At 68.8% G+C, this 20,963-nt stretch carries 21 protein-coding genes; 18 read left to right on the top strand and 3 right to left on the bottom strand.

The window, feature by feature from the left end; all coding sequences use genetic code 11:
- Positions 1-123: 123 nt before the first annotated feature.
- The 10 genes from murC (at position 124) to dnaE (ending at position 11,504) form a co-directional block, all read left to right on the top strand.
- Positions 124-1,533, top strand: coding sequence for a UDP-N-acetylmuramate--L-alanine ligase (gene murC, locus DOE79_RS02285; RefSeq protein ID WP_120340102.1), 1,410 nt, complete (start codon positions 124-126; stop codon positions 1,531-1,533).
- Between the two features lie 25 nt (positions 1,534-1,558).
- Complete coding sequence (locus DOE79_RS02280) at positions 1,559-2,695, top strand: cell division protein FtsQ/DivIB (RefSeq protein ID WP_120337102.1); 1,137 nt, start codon at positions 1,559-1,561, stop codon at positions 2,693-2,695.
- A gap of 186 nt (positions 2,696-2,881) precedes the next feature.
- Positions 2,882-4,048: a cell division protein FtsZ gene (gene ftsZ, locus DOE79_RS02275; protein ID WP_120337101.1), complete on the top strand. Its 1,167-nt coding sequence runs from the start codon at positions 2,882-2,884 to the stop codon at positions 4,046-4,048.
- A gap of 34 nt (positions 4,049-4,082) precedes the next feature.
- Entirely contained in the window at positions 4,083-4,802 is a 720-nt protein-coding gene (locus DOE79_RS02270) for a YggS family pyridoxal phosphate-dependent enzyme (protein ID WP_120337100.1), read from the top strand.
- A 19-nt stretch (positions 4,803-4,821) separates the two neighbouring features.
- Positions 4,822-5,328: a cell division protein SepF gene (locus tag DOE79_RS02265; RefSeq protein WP_120337099.1), complete on the top strand. Its 507-nt coding sequence runs from the start codon at positions 4,822-4,824 to the stop codon at positions 5,326-5,328.
- A 6-nt stretch (positions 5,329-5,334) separates the two neighbouring features.
- Positions 5,335-5,631 carry a YggT family protein gene (locus DOE79_RS02260; protein WP_120337098.1) on the top strand — a complete coding sequence of 99 codons (297 nt, stop codon included), beginning with the start codon at positions 5,335-5,337 and terminating at the stop codon, positions 5,629-5,631.
- A gap of 135 nt (positions 5,632-5,766) precedes the next feature.
- Positions 5,767-6,423, top strand: coding sequence for a DivIVA domain-containing protein (locus DOE79_RS02255; RefSeq protein WP_120337097.1), 657 nt, complete (start codon positions 5,767-5,769; stop codon positions 6,421-6,423).
- Positions 6,413-6,997, top strand: coding sequence for a signal peptidase II (gene lspA / locus DOE79_RS02250; protein WP_120337096.1), 585 nt, complete (start codon positions 6,413-6,415; stop codon positions 6,995-6,997). The genes DOE79_RS02255 and lspA overlap by 11 nt, the downstream gene beginning before the upstream one ends.
- A gap of 8 nt (positions 6,998-7,005) precedes the next feature.
- On the top strand, positions 7,006-7,926 hold the full coding sequence (locus tag DOE79_RS02245; protein WP_066595110.1) for an RluA family pseudouridine synthase: 921 nt from the start codon (positions 7,006-7,008) through the stop codon (positions 7,924-7,926).
- 110 nt (positions 7,927-8,036) lie between these two features.
- Complete coding sequence (gene dnaE / locus DOE79_RS02240; RefSeq protein ID WP_245977272.1) at positions 8,037-11,504, top strand: DNA polymerase III subunit alpha; 3,468 nt, start codon at positions 8,037-8,039, stop codon at positions 11,502-11,504.
- A gap of 75 nt (positions 11,505-11,579) precedes the next feature.
- Here the strand turns inward: dnaE and DOE79_RS02235 are convergent, their stop codons facing one another.
- Entirely contained in the window at positions 11,580-12,089 is a 510-nt protein-coding gene (locus DOE79_RS02235) for a hypothetical protein (RefSeq protein ID WP_120337094.1), read from the bottom strand.
- A 124-nt stretch (positions 12,090-12,213) separates the two neighbouring features.
- Here DOE79_RS02235 and DOE79_RS02230 point away from each other — a divergent pair, with 124 nt between their 5' ends.
- Positions 12,214-12,996: a lysophospholipid acyltransferase family protein gene (locus DOE79_RS02230; protein WP_120337093.1), complete on the top strand. Its 783-nt coding sequence runs from the start codon at positions 12,214-12,216 to the stop codon at positions 12,994-12,996.
- Positions 12,997-13,031: 35 nt separating this feature from the next.
- On the opposite strand, the gene DOE79_RS02225 is transcribed toward DOE79_RS02230, so the two are convergent.
- A complete protein-coding gene (locus tag DOE79_RS02225) occupies positions 13,032-13,583 on the bottom strand; it encodes a flavin reductase family protein (RefSeq protein WP_120337092.1) in 552 nt (183 codons plus the stop codon).
- 70 nt (positions 13,584-13,653) lie between these two features.
- Here DOE79_RS02225 and hisD point away from each other — a divergent pair, with 70 nt between their 5' ends.
- From hisD to DOE79_RS02210, 3 genes are read left to right on the top strand one after another with little or no spacing between them, the layout of a single operon-like run.
- Positions 13,654-14,973, top strand: coding sequence for a histidinol dehydrogenase (gene hisD, locus DOE79_RS02220; protein ID WP_120337091.1), 1,320 nt, complete (start codon positions 13,654-13,656; stop codon positions 14,971-14,973).
- Positions 14,974-14,985: 12 nt separating this feature from the next.
- Positions 14,986-15,480, top strand: coding sequence for a transcriptional regulator NrdR (nrdR, locus tag DOE79_RS02215; RefSeq protein WP_120337090.1), 495 nt, complete (start codon positions 14,986-14,988; stop codon positions 15,478-15,480).
- A gap of 2 nt (positions 15,481-15,482) precedes the next feature.
- Positions 15,483-16,517, top strand: coding sequence for a quinone-dependent dihydroorotate dehydrogenase (locus DOE79_RS02210; protein ID WP_120337089.1), 1,035 nt, complete (start codon positions 15,483-15,485; stop codon positions 16,515-16,517).
- A 29-nt stretch (positions 16,518-16,546) separates the two neighbouring features.
- Here DOE79_RS02210 and DOE79_RS02205 read toward each other — a convergent pair whose 3' ends face one another.
- Complete coding sequence (locus DOE79_RS02205; RefSeq protein WP_162942870.1) at positions 16,547-17,599, bottom strand: App1 family protein phosphatidate phosphatase; 1,053 nt, start codon at positions 17,597-17,599, stop codon at positions 16,547-16,549.
- Positions 17,600-17,824: 225 nt separating this feature from the next.
- Here DOE79_RS02205 and DOE79_RS02200 point away from each other — a divergent pair, with 225 nt between their 5' ends.
- From DOE79_RS02200 to DOE79_RS02185, 4 genes are all read left to right on the top strand, one after another.
- The gene (locus tag DOE79_RS02200; RefSeq protein ID WP_120337088.1) at positions 17,825-18,481 is read left to right on the top strand and encodes a TetR/AcrR family transcriptional regulator; all 657 of its coding nucleotides are present in this window, start codon (positions 17,825-17,827) and stop codon (positions 18,479-18,481) included.
- 179 nt (positions 18,482-18,660) lie between these two features.
- Positions 18,661-19,515 (top strand): ABC transporter ATP-binding protein, encoded by an 855-nt coding sequence (locus tag DOE79_RS02195; protein WP_120337087.1) that lies wholly within the window; start codon positions 18,661-18,663, stop codon positions 19,513-19,515.
- Entirely contained in the window at positions 19,512-20,189 is a 678-nt protein-coding gene (locus DOE79_RS02190) for an ABC transporter permease (protein WP_120337086.1), read from the top strand. The genes DOE79_RS02195 and DOE79_RS02190 overlap by 4 nt, the downstream gene beginning before the upstream one ends.
- The gene (locus tag DOE79_RS02185) at positions 20,186-20,944 is read left to right on the top strand and encodes an ABC transporter permease (RefSeq protein ID WP_120340100.1); all 759 of its coding nucleotides are present in this window, start codon (positions 20,186-20,188) and stop codon (positions 20,942-20,944) included. The genes DOE79_RS02190 and DOE79_RS02185 overlap by 4 nt, the downstream gene beginning before the upstream one ends.
- The last annotated feature ends 19 nt before the right edge of the window (positions 20,945-20,963 follow it).

Raw genomic sequence — 20,963 nt, 5'->3', positions numbered from 1 at the left:
ACCTCCGCACCACTCCGCACGAGCACAGCGACAGCGAGACCGCGTTCGACCTCACGTCGAGCGCCGCGTAACGTGGAACCAGACCTGCGTCTCCCCAGCTCCGCCAGCCAGAAAGACCGTCACGTGATCAAGCCAGACCTCACCCTCATCGTTCCCGCAGACCTCGGAACCGTGCACTTCGTGGGCATCGGCGGCTCCGGGATGAGCGGCATCGCCCGCCTGTTCCTGGCCGCCGGGCACACCGTGACCGGCTCCGACGTGCGCGACTCCGACAACATCCAGGCCCTCCGCGCCTTGGGCGCGACCATCGCGATCGGACACGACGCCGCCAATGTGGGCGATGCCGACAGCCTCGTGGTCACCGGGGCCCTCTGGCAGGACAACCCGGAGTACGTGCTCGCGCTCGAACGGGGCCTGCCCGTGCTGCACCGCTCGCAGGCTCTCGCCTGGCTGATCCGCTCGCACCGGCTCGTCTCCGTGGCCGGCGCGCACGGCAAGACGACGTCGACCGGAATGATCGTCACCGGGCTGCTCGGGCTCGGCCAGGACCCCAGCTTCGTCAACGGCGGCGTCATCGAATCCCTCGGCGTGAGTGCGGGCAGCGGATCCGACGACCTCTTCGTCGTCGAGGCCGACGAATCCGACGGGTCCTTCCTGCTCTACAACACCGGGATCGCGCTCATCACGAACGTGGACCCCGACCACCTCGACCATTACGGCTCGCTCGAGGCGTTCGAGGCGGCGTTCGTGCAGTTCGCCCAGAACGCCGGCGAGCTCGTGGTGGTCTCCTCCGACGACCCGGGTGCCGTTCACGTCACCGGCCGCCTCGAGGGCAAGCACGTCATCACCTTCGGCGAGGCCGAGGACGCCACCGTTCGCGTGCACTCGATCGACACCAACGGGCCGGTGGGCTTCACGGTGACCTGGGCGGGCACCGACTACTCAGCCACCCTGCGCATCCCCGGCCGCCACAATGCGATCAACGCCGCCGGTGCCTTCGCTGTGCTCGTCGGCCTCGGCTTCGAGCCGGCCGCATCGCTGGAGGCCATTGCGGCCTTCGGTGGAACGGAGCGCCGCTTCGAGCTGCACGGCACCGTACGCGGTGTGAGCGTCTACGACGACTACGCGCACCACCCGACCGAGGTCGCCGCGGCACTGGCGGCCGCCCGGACCGTGGTGGGCACTGGGCGCATCATCGCCGTGCACCAGCCGCACCTGTACAGCCGCACGCGGCTGTTCGCGCAGGAGTTCGCCGACACTCTGGAGAAGTACGCGGACGAGACCATCGTGCTGGCCGTCTACGGCGCCCGAGAGGACCCGGAGCCCGGCGTCACCGGCGCCCTCGTCTCCGAACGCTTCCAGGACCCGTCTCACGTCGCCTTCATCCCCGAGTGGCAGGACGCCGCCGACTACCTGGGCACCATCGCCAGGGAAGGCGACTTCGTCGTGACCCTCGGCTGCGGTGACGTCTACCGCATCGTTCCCCAACTGCTCGCGTCGCTCAGCGCCGACACCGCGGCCGGGGCGCGCTGATCATGCCCGCACGGATCGTGCGCGCATGAAACGTCCCCCAGGGATCACCCCGGCGGCCCGGTCGGGCACCGGGGGAGCGCCGGAGCCCGAGCCGAGATCGACCCGGAAGACTCCCGCCGCGGCATCGCCGCGCACGGCGGTACCCGGTACGACGGCCCGGAAGCGCGCGGAGCCCGACGCGACGACCGAGCCGATCGCGCTGCCGCCGCTGGGCGTAGCCGAGACGGAGGCCGCCCCTGCAGCCGGACCGAGTCCCTCCGGCGCGCCCACGGCACCGTCCGCCTGGGCCCGGCTGACCGGCTCCCACGGTGCCCGCCCGTCCGGCCTGGGGGCACGCACCGATTCCGGCTCCCGCACCCCCGCGCCCGCTGAGCCGGCGCTCGAACCACCGCTCACCGCCCGGAGCGCCCGCGCGCGCCTCCGCGCGGCCCGGCGCGCCCGCAAACAGTACGAACGCAGCGAGGTGCGCCGCTTCACCTCCAGATCGCGCCGCCGCCGCAACCTGTGGATCGCCGCGGCAGGCACCATCGCCGCCCTCGTCACGTTCGTGCTGGTGGGAGTGTTCTCCCCGCTCATGGCGCTGCGCACGATCGAGGTCACCGGCACCAACCGCATCCCAGCGGCCGACATCGCTCAGGCCCTCGACGGCCAGCTCGGCACGCCGCTGCCGCTCGTGGATCTCGCCGAGGTCAAACGGGAACTCAGCGAGTTCACCCTGATCCGCAGCTACGTCACGGAGAGCCGGCCACCGGACACCCTCGTCGTGCGCGTCATCGAACGCGAACCCGTCGGAGCGATCGCCTCCGCCGCCGGCTTCGACCTCGTGGACGCAGCCGGAGTCGTCATCCAGTCGAGCGCAGACCGGCCGGCGGGGTATCCCGTCGTCACGGCCACCGGGGGAGCCAGCGGCGCCGGCTTCCAGTCCGCCGTCGCCGTGGTCTGGGCGCTTCCGGAGGGCATCCGCAGTCAGCTCGACAGCGTCGCGGCGGCCACCAAGGACGACGTCACCCTCACCCTCGCCGGGGGAGCGCGCGTGGTCTGGGGCAATGCCGAACGGTCCGAGTACAAGGCCGTCGTGCTCAGCGCTCTCATCGTGAGCCATCCGGTGGGCAGCGTCACCGAGTACGACGTCTCCTCGCCCGACAGCGCCGTCGTCCGCTGAGTCCGATCGGCCGCCGAATCGGCCGCGGAGACCCCGGTTCTGCTGGGATCGCGCTGAGTATTCGCGACACGCGGGCGCGCCTCCCCAAGGCGCCCCGCCTGGCCCCTAATTTCGAGTTTAGGAATTGCATACTCAGCATAACTTTAAGCCTCGAGTAGAGGTTTAGGGTTCCACCGGAGGCCGGACGTGTCAACTAATCAGAACTACCTAGCAGTCATCAAGGTTGTTGGAATCGGCGGAGGCGGCGTCAACGCCGTCAACCGCATGATCGAGCTCGGCCTCCGCGGGGTCGAATTCATCGCCATCAATACGGATGCCCAGGCACTCCTGATGAGCGATGCCGACGTCAAGCTCGACGTCGGCCGTGACCTCACCCGGGGTCTCGGCGCCGGAGCGGACCCCGAGGTCGGCCGCCGAGCCGCCGAGGACCACGCCGAGGAAATCGAAGAGGCGCTGGCCGGAGCCGACATGGTCTTCGTCACCGCCGGCGAGGGCGGCGGAACCGGAACCGGTGGCGCTCCCGTCGTCGCCCGCATCGCCAAGTCCATCGGCGCCCTCACCATCGGTGTGGTCACCAAGCCGTTCGGCTTCGAGGGCAAGCGCCGCCAGGCCCAGGCCGAGACCGGCGTAGCCTCGCTCAAGAACGAGGTCGACACCCTCATCGTCGTGCCGAACGACCGGCTGCTGGAAATCAGCGACCGCGGCATCAGCATGCTCGAGGCCTTCGCCACCGCGGACCAGGTGCTCCTCGCCGGTGTGCAGGGCATCACCGACTTGATCACCACGCCGGGCCTGATCAACCTCGACTTCGCCGACGTCAAGTCGGTCATGCAGGGCGCCGGTTCCGCCCTCATGGGTATCGGTTCCTCCCGCGGCGCCGACCGGGCCATCAAGGCGGCGGAACTCGCCGTGGCCTCCCCGCTCCTCGAGGCGTCGATCGACGGCGCCCACGGGGTGCTCTTGTCCATCCAGGGTGGCTCCAACCTCGGTATCTTCGAGATCAACGATGCCGCCCGCCTGGTGCAGGAAGCCGTGCACCCCGAGGCGAACATCATCTTCGGTGCCGTCATCGACGACACCCTGGGCGACGAGGTGCGGGTCACCGTGATCGCGGCCGGCTTCGACGGCGGTGAGCCCGGCGCCAAGGTCGCCGAGGTCCGCCGCTCCGATCTGGTCGCCGCCGGAGTTGCCGCAGGCGTCGCCGCCGTCGGTGCCACCGGTTCCGACACCTCCGCCGTCGAGGAGCCCGCCGGTTCGGTCTGGTCGACCGATGCCGCCGCGAGCACTCCCGTCGCCGACCCGGCCTTCGAGGACGATTCAGACGACCTGGACATCCCCGACTTCCTCAAGTGATGCCGCGGTCTCGTTCGCTAGCCCGGGGTCCGTCATGACGGACCCCGGGCTGAACGAGCGGCTGGCCGGTGTGCGCGACGGCATCTCCGCCGCCGCCCGCAGCGCCGGCCGTCCGGTCGAGGAGATCACCACCGTCGTGGTGACCAAGTTCCAGCCGGTGAGTCTGGTTCGCGAGCTGCTCGCGCTCGGGGTGCGGGACTTCGGCGAGAGCCGCCACCAGGAGGCCCAGGCCAAGGCCGCCGACCTGGCGGGCTCTGGCATCCGGTGGCATTTCGTCGGACAGTTGCAGGGCAAGAAGGCGCGCCAGGTGCGCGCCTACTCGTCGGTCATCCACTCGGTCGACCGGGAATCGCTGGTAACCGCGCTGGGCGGTACCGTCGATGCTGCCGGCGGCTCGAACGCGGGAGCGCCGGTGGACTGCTTCGTGCAGGTCAACCTCACCGACGATCCCGCACGGGGCGGGGTCTCCATCGCCAACCTCGCACCGCTCGTGGAGCGGGTGCTCGAGTCCGACGGCCTCACCCTGCTCGGGCTGATGGCGGTGGCGCCGCTCGGCACCGAACCGCGGCGCTCGTTCGCCCTGGTCAGCGAGTTGGGGGCGCAGATGCGCCAGATCGCCCCCGACGCCCGATATCTGTCCATGGGCATGTCCCAGGACTACGCAGCCGCCATCGCCGAGGGCGCGACACACCTGCGAATTGGCACCGCAATCACCGGGAATCGCCCGGCACCGGTTAATCTGAAAACGTCGTAATACCAACACGGAGGTAGAGATGTCCAACCCGCTCAAGAAAACCATGGTCTACCTGGGTCTGGCAGACGAAGAGCTGGAATATGAGGAGCCCGCCAAGGCTCCCGTCTCCACGCTCCCCACCCAGTCCGCGCACGCGGCGCCGTCGCACGCCAGCACGGCGAATGCCTCGCACTCGTCCGGCCGTGCTCCGGTCACGCCCCTGCACAAGACCTCCACCCCCAAGAATGTTGTCGTGTCTGAAATGAACGAGATCCTCACCGTCCACCCGCGTCAGTACCGCGACGCGCAGGTGATCGCCGAGTCCTTCCGTGAGGGCATCCCGGTCATCATCAACCTCTCCCAGATGAGCGATGCGGATGCACGCCGTCTGATCGACTTCGCCAGCGGGCTGTCCCAGGGGCTGTACGGCAAGATCGAGCGCGTCACCGCCAAGGTCTTCCTGCTGTCGCCGTCGCACGTCGTCATCTCCGGTGACAACGCCGCAGAGGAGGGGGACGCCGATTCCTCCTTCTTCGCCCAGTCCTAACGCGACGTGAACGTAGTCTCCCTGATCGGGGCGCTTCTGTACTACGCGCTCCTGCTCTACTTCTTCGTGATGTGGGGCCGGTTCATCGTCGACCTGGTGCGCGGTGTCAATCGGTCCTGGCGCCCGCACGGCGTGGTTCTCGTCCTCATCGAGTTCGTGTACACCGTGACGGATCCGCCGGTCAACTTCTTCCGCCGTATCTTCCCGCCGCTGCGCGTAGGCCCGATTGCCTTCGACTTCGGCTGGAGCCTGACGATGCTCTGCGTGATCATCGGCATGTGGATTACGGCGATTCTGTTCTGACCCGGAGCCCGACGACGGCCCCGGCATGTATTCTGGATCGATGGCGGCCAACCGCCCCGGTACCCACCGGGTGCGGATTGCGCCTATGCACGTGTTCGCACAACTGTTCGCAAATAAGTTTTGAGGTGGAAAGCCATGGCGCTAACTCCGGAAGATGTAGTCAACAAGCGGTTCCAGTCGACCAAGTTCCGTGAGGGATATGACCAGGACGAGGTTGACGACTTCCTCGACGAGGTCGTTGTCGAGCTGCGACGCCTGACCCAGGAGAACGAGGACCTCAAGGCCCGTCTCTCCGGCGGCGAGACGGCTGCCCCCGTCAGCGCAGCCCCGGCCAAGGCCGCAGAGCCCGTGAACACCCCGGAGCCCGTCGCAGAGCCGGTCGCTGCTGTGGTTCCCGCGCCCGTCGCCGCCGCCCCGGCGGCCGAGGTCGACGAGACCGCCGGAACGACCAACCTGCTGCAGCTGGCCCGCCGCCTGCACGAGGAGCACGTCAAGGAAGGCGCCGAGAAGCGCGACGCCCTGATCGCCGAGGGCCACGCCACGGCGGCCCGCGTCATCGCGGAGTCCGAAGCCAAGCAGCGCGCGCAGATCAACATCCTCGACCAGGAGCGTTCGGTCCTCGAGAACAAGATCGAGGAACTGCGCACCTTCGAGCGCGAGTACCGCCAGAAGCTGAAGAGCTACATCGAGGGTCAGCTTCGCGACCTCGACTCCACCTCGCCTGTCGGCGCCGGTGCCGGCAAGGACTCGGGCAACTCGCCGAAGGCGAGCTTCCAGGGCTTTGGCGCGTAACACTCCCACGAAGGTCAGTTACCGCGCCCTTCTCGTCCTGGCCCTCGTGGCCGTGGGCGGGTATGCGTTCGATCAGATCAGTAAAGCCCTCGTCGTCTCATCGATGACCGAGGGCGAGACCGCCCGGGTTCTGGGTGATGTGCTTCAACTGCACTTCATCCGGAACCCCGGCGCGGCCTTCTCCTTCGCCACCGGCCTCACCTGGGTGTTCTCACTCATTGCGGCCGGTGTCGTTGTGTTCATCGTGTGGTTCGCCCGCCGCATCCGCTCGCTTCGATGGGCCACGGTCTTCGGGCTCCTGCTCGGCGGCGTGCTCGGCAATCTCACCGACCGCCTGTTCCGAGAGCCGAGCTTCGGCCTCGGCCACGTGGTCGACTTCATCTCCACACCCTGGATGATGCCGGCGATCTACAACATCGCCGACTCCTGCATCGTCGTGAGCATGGTGCTCTTCATGCTGCTGACGCTGCGCGGCATCGGCCTCGACGGCCGCCGCACCACCTCGGCGGATGCAGCAGCATCAGCCGCCGACGAGTCGCCGGCTGCCCCGGCCCCCCTCGTCACCCCCAACTGAACGGCATCATGGAAAACCGAGCCCTTCCCCTCCCCGACGGCCTGGACGGTGTGCGCGTGGATGCGGGCATCGCCAAGCTTTTCGGCTTCTCCCGCAGCTTCGCGGCCGAGATCGCCGAGTCCGACGGCGTCACCCTCGACGGCGTCGTGGTCGGCAAGTCCGACAAGCTGCGGGCCGGGGCCTGGCTGGATGTGAGCTGGGCACCCAAGCAAGACCTGGTGATAGTCCCTATCGCGGTGCCGGATCTCACGATCGTGCACGACGACGACGACATCGTCGTGATCAACAAGCCCTCCGGTGTCGCCGCGCACCCCAGTGTGGGCTGGACCGGCCCCACTGTGCTCGGTGCCCTCGCCGCCGCCGGGTACCGGATCGCCACCTCAGGGGCGTCCGAACGGGCCGGCATCGTGCACCGCCTCGACGTCGGCACAAGCGGCCTGATGGTCGTGGCCAAGTCGGAGGCCGCCTACACGCACCTCAAGCGGGCCTTCCACGACCGCGAGGTCGACAAGATCTACCACGCCGTCGTGCAGGGCCACCCCGACCCGTCCAGCGGCACCATCGACGCTCCCATCGGGCGCCACCCGCGTTCGGACTGGAAGTTCGCCGTGATCGCCGGCGGCAAGGACTCCGTCACCCACTACGAGACGCTCGAGGCCTTCCCGTCCGCGTCGCTGCTCGAGGTGCACCTGGAAACCGGGCGCACCCACCAGATCCGCGTGCACATGGCCGCCCAGCGGCATCCGTGTGTCGGTGACGCCATGTACGGCGCCGACGCCAAGATCTCGGCCAGACTCGGCCTCACCCGGCAGTGGCTGGTTGCCAAGCAGCTCTCCTTCGAGCACCCGTCCAGCCGCGAATGGGTCACCTTCGACGCCGAATACCCGGACGACCTGGCGAACGCCCTGCGCATCCTTCGTGGCGATTAGGCTGGAATACCACCCCTCCTTCTCATCAGTACAACCCCAGAGCAGCTGGAGCAGTCGTGTCACCGCAGAATGATTCGTTCGTCCACCTCCACGTGCACAGCGAGTACTCCATGCTCGACGGTGCCGCCCGGGTGAAGCCCCTGATCGCGGCGGCCGCGGAGCAGGGTATGCCCGCCATCGCGGTGACCGACCACGGCAACGTCTTCGGCGCCTTCGACTTCTGGAAGACCGCCACCGACGCGGGCATCAAGCCCATCATCGGCACCGAGGCGTACATCACCCCTGGCACCGACCGCCGGGACAAGACCCGGGTGAAGTGGGGCACCAACGCGCAGAACCGCGACGACGTCGGTGGAAGCGGCGCGTACACCCACATGACCCTGCTCTCGGAGAACACCGAGGGCATGCACAACCTCTTCCGACTCTCCTCGCTCGCGTCGCTCGAGGGCTACTACTTCAAGCCCCGGATGGACCGAGAGCTGCTCAGCACCTACTCGAAGGGCCTGATCGGCACGACCGGGTGCGTCGGTGGCGAGGTGCAGACCCGTCTCCGCCTCGGCCAGTACGACGAGGCCAGGCAGGCCGCGGGGGAGCTGCGCGACATCTTCGGCAAGGACAATTTCTTCTGCGAGATCATGGACCACGGCATCGACATCGAGCGCCGCACCATGACCGACCTGCTCAAGCTGGCCAAGGAGCTCGACCTGCCCCTGGTGGCCACCAATGACCTGCACTACACGCACGCCCACGACGCCACGGCGCACGCCGCCCTGCTCTGCGTGCAGTCGGCCTCGACGCTGGACGACCCGAACCGGTTCAAGTTCGACTCGAACGAGTTCTACCTCAAGACGGCCGCCGAGATGCGCCACCTGTTCCGGGACAACCCGGAGGCCTGCGACAACACCCTGCTCATCGCCGAGCGGTGCGAGGTCAAGTTCAACACCCAGGCCAACTACATGCCCCGGTTCCCCACCCCGGAGGGGGAGAACGAGGAGAGCTGGTTCATCAAGGAGACCGAACTCGGGCTGCAGCGCCGCTACCCGAACGGTATCTCGGACGCCGTCCGCAAGCAGGCCGACTACGAGGTCGGCGTCATCACCCAGATGGGGTTCCCCGGCTACTTCCTCGTCGTGGCCGACTTCATCAACTGGTCGAAGGACAACGGCATCCGGGTCGGCCCCGGCCGTGGCTCCGGTGCCGGCTCGATGGTCGCGTACGCCATGGGCATCACCGACCTCGACCCGCTCGTGCACGGACTGATCTTCGAGCGCTTCCTCAACCCCGACCGCGTGTCCATGCCCGACTTCGACGTCGACTTCGACGATCGTCGCCGCGGCGAGGTCATCCACTACGTCACCGAGAAGTATGGCGCGGAGCGCGTCGCCCAGATCGTCACCTACGGCACCATCAAGGCCAAGCAGGCCCTCAAGGACTCCAGCCGGGTGCTCGGCTTCCCCTTCGGCATGGGCGACAAGCTCACCAAAGCCATGCCGCAGCCCATCATGGGCAAGGACATGCCGCTGACCGGCATGTTCGACAAGGACCACCCGCGCTACCGCGAGGCCGGCGACTTCCGCGCTGTGATCGAGACCGACGCCGAGGCGCGCACGGTCTTCGACACGGCTCTCGGCATCGAGAACCTCAAGCGCCAGTGGGGCGTGCACGCCGCGGGTGTCATCATGTCCTCCGACCCGTTGATCGACATCATCCCGATCATGCGCCGTGAAGCGGACGGCCAGATCGTCACCCAGTTCGACTACCCGGCCTGCGAGAGCCTCGGCCTGATCAAGATGGACTTCCTGGGGTTGCGCAACCTCACCATCATCGACGACACCCTCGACAACATCGAGGCCAACCGCGGCCACCGGCCCGTTCTCGAGGACCTCGGCCTGGACGACCCGCTCGCATACGAGCTGCTCGCCCGCGGCGACACTCTCGGCGTGTTCCAGCTCGACGGCGGCCCGATGCGGGCGCTCCTGCGCAGCATGAAGCCCGACAACTTCGAAGACATCTCGGCCGTCATCGCGTTGTACCGGCCTGGCCCCATGGGTGCGAACTCGCACACCAACTACGCCCTGCGCAAGACCGGCCAGCAGGAGATCATCCCCATCCACAAGGAGCTCGAGGAGCCCCTCAAGGACATCATCGGCGGAACCTACGGACTCATCGTCTACCAGGAGCAGGTGATGTCGATCGCGCAGAAGCTGGCGGGCTTCTCGCTGGGCCAGGCCGACCTGCTGCGCCGCGCGATGGGCAAGAAGAAGAAGTCCGAACTGGACAAGCAGTTCGAGGGCTTCTCCGGCGGAATGATGGCCAACGGTTACTCGATGGAAGCCGTTACCACCGTGTGGAACATCCTTCTACCGTTCTCCGACTACGCCTTCAACAAGGCTCACTCTGCGGCCTACGGCGTGCTGAGCTACTGGACCGCCTACCTCAAGGCGCACTACCCGGCCGAGTACATGGCGGCCCTGCTCACGAGCGTCGGCGACGCGCGCGACAAGCTCGCGCTCTACCTCAACGAGTGCCGCCGCATGGGCATCCAGGTGCTCCCGCCGGATGTCAACGAGTCGATCGGCTTCTTCGCCGCCGTCGGCACCGACATCCGTTTCGGTCTCGGCGCCGTGCGGAACGTCGGCTTCAACGTCGTCGAGGCGATCAGGGCGGCACGCACCGAGAAGGGCGCCTTCGAGTCGTTCCACGACTTCCTGCGCAAGGTGCCCCTGCAGGTGACGAACAAGCGCACCGTGGAGTCCTTGATCAAGTCCGGCGCGTTCGACTCCCTCGGCGCCACCCGCCGGGCGATGTTCGAGATCCACGAGGGTGCGGTCGACTCCGCCGTCAAAATCAAGCGCGACGAGTCGCACGGTATGGTCGGATTCGACTTCGACAGCCTCTTCGACGACCCTCAGGAGACCGAGCAGGTACCCGAGCGGCCGGAGTGGACGAAGAAGGAGAAGTTGGCGCTCGAGCGCGACATGCTCGGTCTCTACGTCTCCGATCACCCCCTGGCCGGCCTCGAGATCCCGCTCGCCAAGCACGCCAGCACGACCATCACGGACCTGATCAGCTCCGAGCACACCCAGGATGCCGACACCGTCACGGTGGCCGGGCTCATCACCAACGTGCAACACCGCATCGCCAAGAAGTCCGGCAACCAGTACGGCATCATCTCGGTCGAGGACTTCGGCGGCGAGATCGATGTCATGTTCATGGGCAAGGCGTACCAGGAGTTCTCCCTCGACCTCATCAGCGACTCCGTCGTGGTCGTGCGAGGACGGGTGAGCATGCGCGACGACGGCATGAACCTGCACGCGTACAGCATCTTCGCGCCCGACCTCGGTCAGGCCTCGGATCACGGCACGCTCTCGATCACGCTGTTCGAGGCGCGGGCCACCACGGACACCGTGACCCAGCTCGGCGAGGTGCTCAAGCGCCACAGCGGCACCTCCGAGGTTCGCCTCAAGCTCATCAAGGGCGATGTGGCCCGGGTCTTCGAGCTGCCCAGCCGGGTCACCGTCACGGCCGACCTGTTCGGCGAGCTCAAGAGCCTCCTCGGCCCCTATTGCCTCACCTAGACCCCGCGAACGGTGAGCTAAGCCGGGACGGGCGCGTTTCCGGGGCCGCACTCACAGTCCGCGGCACGTTAAGGGTCAGCGCAGGATCTCGACCATCAGGACCCAGGCGTCGAGCATGGAACCGATCACGGTGAGGATCAGGCCGGCGGCCACCCAGTACAGGGCGGCACCGGCCAGGGACCCGTCGCCGCCGAACACCAGGAGCAGTGCGCCGACGATGAGCGGCGCCAGCTGGGCGGCCGCGATCGGAAGCGACAGCAGGCGCGCGGCCCGTGGCCGGGTCGCCTGCCTCATGCTCTGGCTCAGGGACACCCCGTGCAGGAGCGCGGCTGCCGCCGCGGCGGCGAGCAGTTCCGCCCCGAGCGCGGAGCCCGGCTGGCCGGGAACGAGGATCAGCGCGCTCGACACGACCACCAGGACGAGCGACCCGATGGCCGCCGCTGCCCGCGCGGACACCCCGGCCAGGCCCAGGATCTGGCGGATATTGACCGAGATCGCCACCATCACGAGCCCCGCGAGGGCGGCCGCGGCCCCGGCCGTCGCCAGGGCGAAATCGGTCCATCCGGTGGTCACCGGCTCAGTCATGCGCACACGATAGCGCGGGCGCCACGCCGGCGAGCAGGAGGCCGTCCGCGCGCGCCCCCGAAGACCCGGGCGAGTACGGCGCGGACACCAGGAGGTTGACAGCCTCAGGTCCTACGCTGAGGGCATGAGAACGCGTACCAGGGAACCGATCTACAGCACGGCCATTGCGGCCGGCCGAGGCATCTTCGGACTCTTCCGGCTGCGGCCCTCCGTCACCGGCCTCACCCATCTGCCGGATGCCGGCGGAGCGGTGATGGCCATCACCCACTTCGGCTACGCCGATTTCGCCCTCGTCGAGTGGATGACCTGGCGGAAGAACCGCCGGCACATCCGCTTCATGGCCAAGAAGGGCGCTTTCGACAAGCCCGTCGTGGGCTGGCTGCTGCGGGGCATGCGACACATCAACGTGGACATGACCGCCGGCGCGCAGGCCTACGCCGACGCTGTGCGCGCGTTGAGCGCCGGTGAGCTGGTCGGGGTGTTCCCCGAGGGCGGCGTAAACGCATCGTTCACCGTGCGGGACCTCAAGACCGGAGCCGCACGCATGGCCCAGGAAGCGAGGGTGCCCATCATCCCTGTGGCCGTCTGGGGCGGCCACCGGCTGCTCACCAAGAACCACAAGCCCTCGCTCGGGGAGGCCTACCGCACCCCGGTGAGCTTCGCCATCGGCGCACCCATACACGTGGGCGCAGACGAGGACCCGCAGCAGGTCACCGACAGGCTGCACGCCACACTGCAGACCCTGGTCGACGGCGCCCAGGCCCGGTACCCCGAGCCCGGATCCGGGCGGTGGTGGCAGCCCGCCCACCTGGGCGGCACCGCGCCGACGCCGGCCGAAGCTGCCGCGACGGAAGCAGAACGCCAGCGCCGAAAGGCCGCGGCACGCGAGGCCCAGGCCGCCCGCTGACGGGCGCGCTCTGACGGCGGCGCCGGCTGACGCGCCTAGAGCGTCTCGCCCAGCGCCCGGTAGCGGCGCTCGTGGTAGACCAGCGCCTCGTCGTCCTCGCCGAGCCCGCCGCCCTCGATCTGCACCACGATCACTGCCGCGTTGTGCACGGAGACCCGCTCGACGATCCGGCCGACCATCCAGGACGTCACATTGTTGAGCACCGGGAGGCCGTGCGGGCCCACGCGCCAGTGATCGCCGACGAAACGCTCGGTGCCCGGTCCGGCGAGGCGTTCGGCCAGCGTGCGATTGCGCAGCCCGAGCAGATGGATGACCACCCGCTCCGTCTCGGAGATGGCCGGCCAGGAGCTCGCGGACCTGGCCATGTTGAAGGTGGCCAGGGGCGGCACCGCCGACAGCGATGCGAGCGATGTCGCGGTGAAACCGACGGGGGAGCCCTCTGCATCCAGGGCGGTCACGACCGACACCCCGGCGGCATGCCGACGGAACGCGTTCTTGAACGCGGCCAGATCGCCGGGGGCGTGGGGATCGGTGTCGAGAGCGGTCGCCTGGGGGAGCGCGGCCGACCGGATGGTGCCTTCGTTCATACTGGTGCCAATCGTTTCACCTACCAGCCTATTCCCGTGCCCTGACGGTTGTTGGATAAGCTGGGTCGACATGATTCAGACGATTGACCTCCGAGGAACGCGGCCTGCTCCGGCCGATCTGCTGGCCGCTGTACCCCGGGCTCTGACGAGCGTCACGGTCGCCAGCGACGTCGCCGCGGAGCTGATCGACGACGTGCGCGCACGCGGCGAAATCGCCCTGCTCGACCAGGCCGAGCGCCTCGACCGGGTGCGCCCCGAGTTCGTGCGGGTGCCCGCCGCCCACGTCGAGGAGGCCCTCGCGGCCCTCGACCCCGCGGTGCGCACAGCCATCGAAGAGACCATCCGCCGGGTGCGCCTGGCCAGCCTGGCCCAGGTGCCGCCACAGGTCACGACAACCATCGCCGACGGCGCCGAGATCGTGCAGCGCTGGCGGCCCGTGCAGCGTGTCGGGCTCTATGTCCCCGGCGGCAAGGCCGTTTATCCGTCCAGCGTGGTGATGAACGTGGTGCCGGCCCAGGTCGCCGGCGTCGGCTCCATCGCGCTCGCGTCTCCGCCGCAGAGCCACTTCGGCGGCCGTGTGCACCCCACGATCCTGGCCGTCGCCGGCCTGCTCGGCGTCGACGAGATCTACGCCATGGGCGGGGCCGGCGCCGTCGGGGCCTTCGCCTACGGGGTACCGGGTCTGGGGCTCGACCCCGTGCAGCTGGTCACCGGACCGGGCAACGTCTACGTCGCTGCCGCCAAGCGCCTCGTCCGCGGTGTGACGGGCATCGACTCCGAAGCCGGCCCGACCGACATCCTGGTGATCGCGGATGCCGCCGCCGACCCCGCGTTCGTCGCCGCCGACCTGGTCAGCCAGGCCGAGCACGACGAGCTCGCGGCGGCCGTTCTCGTCACCGACTCCGCCGAGCTTGCCGGCGCCGTCGAGGACCTGCTCGACGACCTCGCTGGAACGACCACCCACGCCGAGCGGGTCACGGCGTCGCTGAGCGGCACGCAGTCGGCCATCGTCCTCGTCGACGATCTCGACCAGGCCGCCGCCTTCAGCAACGCCTTCGGCCCGGAGCACCTCGAAATCCAGACCGTCGACCCCGACGCCGTCCTGAGCCAGATCGACAACGCCGGAGCCATCTTCCTCGGCCCGTACGCTCCGGTCAGCCTCGGCGACTACGCCGCGGGCTCCAACCACGTGCTGCCCACCGGGGGACAGGCGCGATTCTCCTCGGCCCTCGGCGCCTACACGTTCCTGCGCCCGCAGCAGGTGGTGCGGTACAGCCGTGAGGGTCTGGCCGGCGTGGCCGACCACATCCTGGCGCTGTCCTCGGCCGAGGCGCTGCCGGCGCACGGCGACGCCGTCACGGCGCGTTTCGCGGGGGATGCGGCGCGGTAGGCTTTTCCCACCATGTATTGCCCGTTCTGTCGCCACCCTGATTCCCGTGTCATCGACTCGCGCACCAGCGACGACGGGCTCTCGATCCGCCGTCGTCGGCAGTGCCCGGAGTGCGGGCGCCGGTTCAGCACCACCGAGACCGCCAGCCTGAACATCATCAAGCGCAGCGGTGTCGTGGAGCCGTTCAGCCGAGAAAAGATCGTCTCCGGCGTACGCAAGGCCTGCCAAGGCCGCCCGGTCACCGATTCCGACCTGGCGATGCTGGCCCAGAAGGTCGAAGAGACCATCCGCCAGACCGGCGCGTCCCAGATCGAGGCCAACGACATCGGCCTGGCCATCCTGGCCCCGTTGCGCGAGCTCGACGAGGTCGCGTACCTGCGCTTCGCCAGCGTCTACCAGGCGTTCGATTCCCTCGAGGACTTCGAAGCCGCCATCGGCCAGCTGCGCACCGAACACGCCGAGGCGGATGCCGGGGCCGTGGAGACCGGCTCCCGGGCCGAAAGCTGACCGTGTACCCCACCCTCTTCACACACGTCCTCACCCGCATCGACCCCGAACGGGCTCACCACCTGGCCTTCGAGGTCATTCGCTGGATTCCCCGCCTGGGCCTCGGCCCCCTCGTGCACGGGCTCACGCGCCCGCGCACCGACATCGGGGTGACCACCCTCGGGCTGCACTTCGACTCGCCGTTCGGCGTCGCCGCCGGCTTCGACAAGGACGGCCAGGCCGTCATCGGCCTCGGCCGGCTGGGCTTCGGCCACGTGGAGGTGGGCACCCTCACCGCCGTCGCGCAGCCCGGGAACCCCAAGCCCCGCCTGTTCCGCCTGATTCCCGACCGCGCCGTGATCAACCGGATGGGCTTCAACAACGGCGGCGCCGCCGCGGCCGTCGAGCGGCTGGCCCGGGTGCGCGCCACCCGGAAGCGCCCGGTCCTCGGCATCAACATCGGCAAGAGCCGGGTCACCGCCGTCGAGGACGCCACAGCGGACTACCTGGTCAGCACGCGCCTGCTGGCGCCCATCGCCGACTACCTCGTGGTCAACGTGAGTTCCCCCAACACCCCGGGCCTGCGCGGACTCCAGGAACTCGACCAGCTTGCCCCGTTGCTGAGCGCCGTGCGCGATGAGGCCGGGGGCACCCCGCTCCTGGTGAAGATCGCGCCGGACCTCACCGACGACGAAGTCACCCGTATCGCGGGCCTCACGGTGGAACTCGGCCTGGACGGCATCATCGCCACCAACACCACCATCAGCCGCGACAACCTCGCGACGGACACCGCCGTCGTGGCAGCCGCCGGCGCCGGCGGGCTCTCCGGGGCGCCGCTGCACGCCAGGTCCCTCGCGGTGCTGCGGCTCATCCGGGCCACCGTCCCGGCCGACCTCTGCGTCATCTCGGTGGGCGGGGTGGAAACGGCCGAGCAGGTCGCCGAGCGTCTCGCCGCCGGCGCCACTCTCGTGCAGGGCTACACGGGGTTCCTCTACCGGGGTCCGCTCTGGGCCCGCCAGATCAACCGCGGACTCGACCGGCTGCTCGCCCGGCGCTGACAGGAAGCGACGCGTCCCGCGCCGGACGGCTACTCCGCCGGACCGGGCAGTCCGGGGTCGGCGATCAGGCCGAGATCGGCCAGTTGGGTGGCCAGGCTCGCACCGTCCGGACCGTAGACCCAGAGCGGATCAGGCTTGGCCTCCACGGCATCCTTGGCCCGGCGGCCGGCCAGGACGGCCTCACTGGGGGAGAGGCGGCGGATGGCGACGGCAGCGACGCACTGCGGGAAGTCCTGCTGGAACTCGCTGTAGATCGCCTCATCGTGCTGACCGTCGTCGCCGATCAGGATCCACTGCATCTCGGGGAACTCCTGCGCCAACCGGCGCAGGTTCTCCCTCTTGTGCTCCCGGCCGCTCCGGAACAGCCTGTCGTGGGTGGGGCCCCAATCCGTGAGCAGGAGAGCCCCGGCCGGGTAGAGGTTGCGGGAGAGGAAACGGCTCAGTGTCGGCGCGACGTTCCACGCGCCCGTGGAGAGGTAGATCACGGGGGCGCCGGGTGTCGCATCCGCCAGCCTGTCCAGCAGAACCGCCATGCCGGGCGTGGGAACCCGGGCGTGCTCGTCGAGCACGAAGGTGTTCCAGGCGGCCAGCAGTGGACGCGGCAGTGTGGTCACCATGACGGTGTCGTCCACATCGGAGATGATCCCCCGGCGCACGTCGGGCGCCACGACGAACACCGGTGCTTCGACGGGGGCTGATGCCTCGGTGTGCAGCAGGGCGGTGTGCCATCCGGGTTCGAGGGCCACGTCCATGACAGTGTCGACCACTCCGCCGCGGTCGGCCTGCACCCGGTGCGCGTGCCCGCCGATGTCGATGGTGACCGTGACGTCGTTGACGGGAACGCTCAGGAAGCTCCGCCAGCCCCTGATGCTCGCGTCGCGACCGTCGTTGCGGCGCCGTTTGCGTGCGACCGCCGCGGCCGTCGCCGGCTTGGCCAGCAGCACCCGGCAGAGAACCCGGACCCGCTCGGGGGTGCCGTACCCGGTGTACGGGATGACGATGGGCTTGTGTCCACGCCGCCGGGCGAACTTCTCCCTCTTGTCGTGCAGCCAATCCTCGATTCGCGCCGCGCGGTGCATCATGCGTGCAGGGTTCAGCGGGGCGGAGGCCGTGGCGGGGAACTTTGACACACCTAGAGTCTCTCACGGGCGGCGCGGCTGTCCGGGACGAGCGGGGCCGGGCAGCCGGCGACAGGGCCGACATGCGACGCGCCCGGCTATCGGGTTTCTGCCCGTTTGGGGGGCAAGTATAGTGCTGAGCCGCTCGCGGGGACCCCTAGGATTGTGACGTATATTCAAGGAGGACACGTGGCGCTGATCGACCTTTTCGGTGAAGACTCTGTGGCACAAGGCCGACAGGTTCGCACCGAACCCATCCAGCAGCGCAGTGCGGCCCGTCTGACCGCCCTGCTCGACGCGGCGGCAGAGGTCGTCGATGAAGTCGGTTTCGACCGGATCACCACCGCGATGGTCGCCGAACGCGCCGGAGCCTCCATCGGCACCGTGTACCGCTATTACCCCGACCGCGTCGCCGTGCTCGAAGGGCTCCGCGAACGCGCAGTGATGCGCTACCGCCAGCGGGTCGCCGACACGCTCAAGGAGACCCAGCCGAGCACCTGGTGGGAGGCGGTGGACTGCGGAATCTCCGCCTTCGTCGACCTGTACCGTGCCGAACCCGGTTTCCGGATCCTGCACTTCGCCGACCGCGAGCGGGCCCAGGCCAGCGTGCCCGACGAACTGGACTCGGGATTCTTCGCCAACCAGATCGCGGGCGTCCTGTCCGAGCAGTTCGGCCTCTCCGGCGGACCCGAGCTGATCTTCCGCCTCGAAGTGGCTGTGGAAATGGCCGACTCCCTGCTGTCGCGGGCCTTCACCTGGAACAGCCAGGGCGACGAACGCTTCATCGCCGAGTGCCGGCGCATCATGCACGACTACCTCGAGGGGTTCTACGGCACCGACTCCTGACCGGCCGAGACCTGATCGGGACGTTCGCCTCTGGCGTGATCGGCGTCATCACCGGCAATCCGCTTTGGATCTGGCTCCGAACAATGGTTGGCTAGTCTTTCCGTACTTGCCCGCTTCCGTCACCTCCGTACCCGGGGAGTGACGTCGAGCGTCAAGCCGCTTGGAGGACCGAGCCAGCCATGATCGAGTTTCATTCCGTCAGCAAGAGATTCCCGGACGGCACCCTGGCCGTGGAGGACTTCAGCCTCGTCCTGCCCTCGCACCAGACCACGGTGCTCGTGGGCTCGTCCGGGTCGGGCAAGACGACCCTCCTGAGGATGATCAACCGCATGGTCGACCCGACGAGCGGGTCGATCGAGATCGACGGTGAGGACATCTCCACGCTGGCCCCGGTGAAGCTGCGACGCGGCATCGGCTACGTCATGCAGAATTCGGGCCTGCTGCCGCACCGCACCGTCGTCGACAACGTCGCCACGGTGCCGTTGCTGCGCGGCACCCCGAAACGCCAGGCCAGAGCGGATGCCCTCGCCATGCTCGACACCGTCGGGCTCGACCGTTCCCTGGCCGACCGGTACCCCAGCCAGCTGTCCGGCGGTCAGCAGCAGCGTGTCGGCGTGGCCAGGGGGCTGGCCGTGAACCCCAACATCCTGCTCATGGACGAGCCCTTCGGTGCGGTCGACCCCATCGTGCGGGCCGAACTTCAGCAGGAGCTCGTGCGGCTGCAGAAGGACCTCGACAAGACAGTGGTCTTCGTCACTCACGACATCGAAGAGGCGTTCCTGCTCGGCGACCAGATCGTCATCCTCCGTGAGGGCGGTCACATCGCCCAGGTCGGCACCCCCGCGGACATCCTCGCCCACCCGGCCGATGACTTCGTGGCCAGCTTCGTCGGCGCCGACCGCGGCCGACGCGTGCTGCACCTCGAGCGCCACGGCGAGGAGGACGTCCTCGTGGACAGCGACGGCCGGCTGGCCGGGGTGCTGAACGACCCCGCGGCCAGCCGCGCCGCCACCGGCACCGAAGGCGCCCGATGACCTGGGTGCTGGCCAACCTCGGGTTGATCTGGGCGCGCATGCTCGACCACGTCGTGCTGAGCCTGCCCCCGATCGTCCTGTGCTTCGTGATCGCGGTTCCGTTGGGCTGGCTGGCCCGGCGCTACCGGGTGAGCCGCGGCATCATCCTCACCGGTGCAGGCCTGCTCTACGCTGTGCCGTCGCTGCCCCTCTTCTTCGTGCTGCCCGCCGTGATCGGCACCGGTCTCCGCTCCCCGCTCAACGTGATCATCGCGCTGACCCTTTATGGGGTCGCCCTCATGGTGCGGGTCGTCGCCGACGGGCTGGAGTCCGTGGACGCCGATGTGCGCCAATCGGCATCGGCCGTGGGCTACTCGGCCTGGTCGCGGTTCTGGCAGGTCGAACTGCCGCTGGCCGGTCCGGTGCTCCTGGCCGGGATGCGGGTCGTCGCGGTGAGCACGGTGAGCCTGGTGACGGTGGGCGCCGTCATCGGGGTGCAAAGCCTCGGCAGTCTGTTCACCGACGGCTTCCAGCGTGGCATCCAGGCGGAGATCATCGCCGGACTCGTGGCCACCGTGGCTCTCGCCCTGATCTTCGACGGGGCACTGGTGCTCGCCGGACGAGTGCTGATGCCGTGGACCCGGAAGGTGGCCGCCGTCCGGGCGCCCGCCCCGGCGGAGGTGGCTGCCGCGTGAACCTCTTCGTCGACGCCATCGACTGGATCCTCGACCCGGCCAACTGGACGGGTCTGAACGCCATCCCGCTGCGCCTCGGCCAGCACCTGGTCTTCACGCTCATCACCCTCGTGATCGCCTCCGCGATCGCGATTCCGTTGGGCTACCTGATCGGCCACACCGGACGGGGCCGGGGCCTGGCGGTCACCACCTCCGGCGGACTGCGCGCCATCCCGACCCTCGGCCTGCTCACCCTCGTGGCCCTCTGGGTGGGCATCGGCGTCGTCGCCCCGTACGTGGCCCTGACGGTGCTCGCGATCCCGCCCATCCTGGCCGGCGCCTACACCGGTTTCGAGGCCATCGACCGGCGCACGGTGGATGCCGCCCGCGCGGTCGGCATGTCGGAGCTGCAGATCGTGCGGAAGGTCGAGGTTCCCCTCGGCCTGCCGCTCTTGATCGGGGGCCTGCGCTCGGCTACCCTCCAGGTCATCGCCACGGCGACGCTGGCGGCGTATGTGGCCGACATCGGATTGGGCCGGTACCTGTTCGCGGGCCTGAAGAATCGCGATTACGCCGAGATGTTGGGCGGCTCGATCCTGGTGATCCTGCTGGCATTGGTGCTCGAGGGAATCTTTGCGCTGATCCAACGGTTTGTCGTACCACGGGGTGTTTCCGGGCGCCTGCGCCCCGGCAGGACCGGCAGCCCAACGGCCACAACCAGCACCAGCACCAGCACCAGCACACTTCGCCCGGACCGCCGCACAGCTCTCCGGTGACACAACTACCGAACCATCG

The sequence above is a fragment of the Cryobacterium soli genome (assembly GCF_003611035.1).
GTDB lineage: Bacteria > Actinomycetota > Actinomycetes > Actinomycetales > Microbacteriaceae > Cryobacterium > Cryobacterium soli.
Note: the sequence above shows the minus strand (reverse complement) of the source record. Positions and strands in the feature narration are given on the sequence as shown.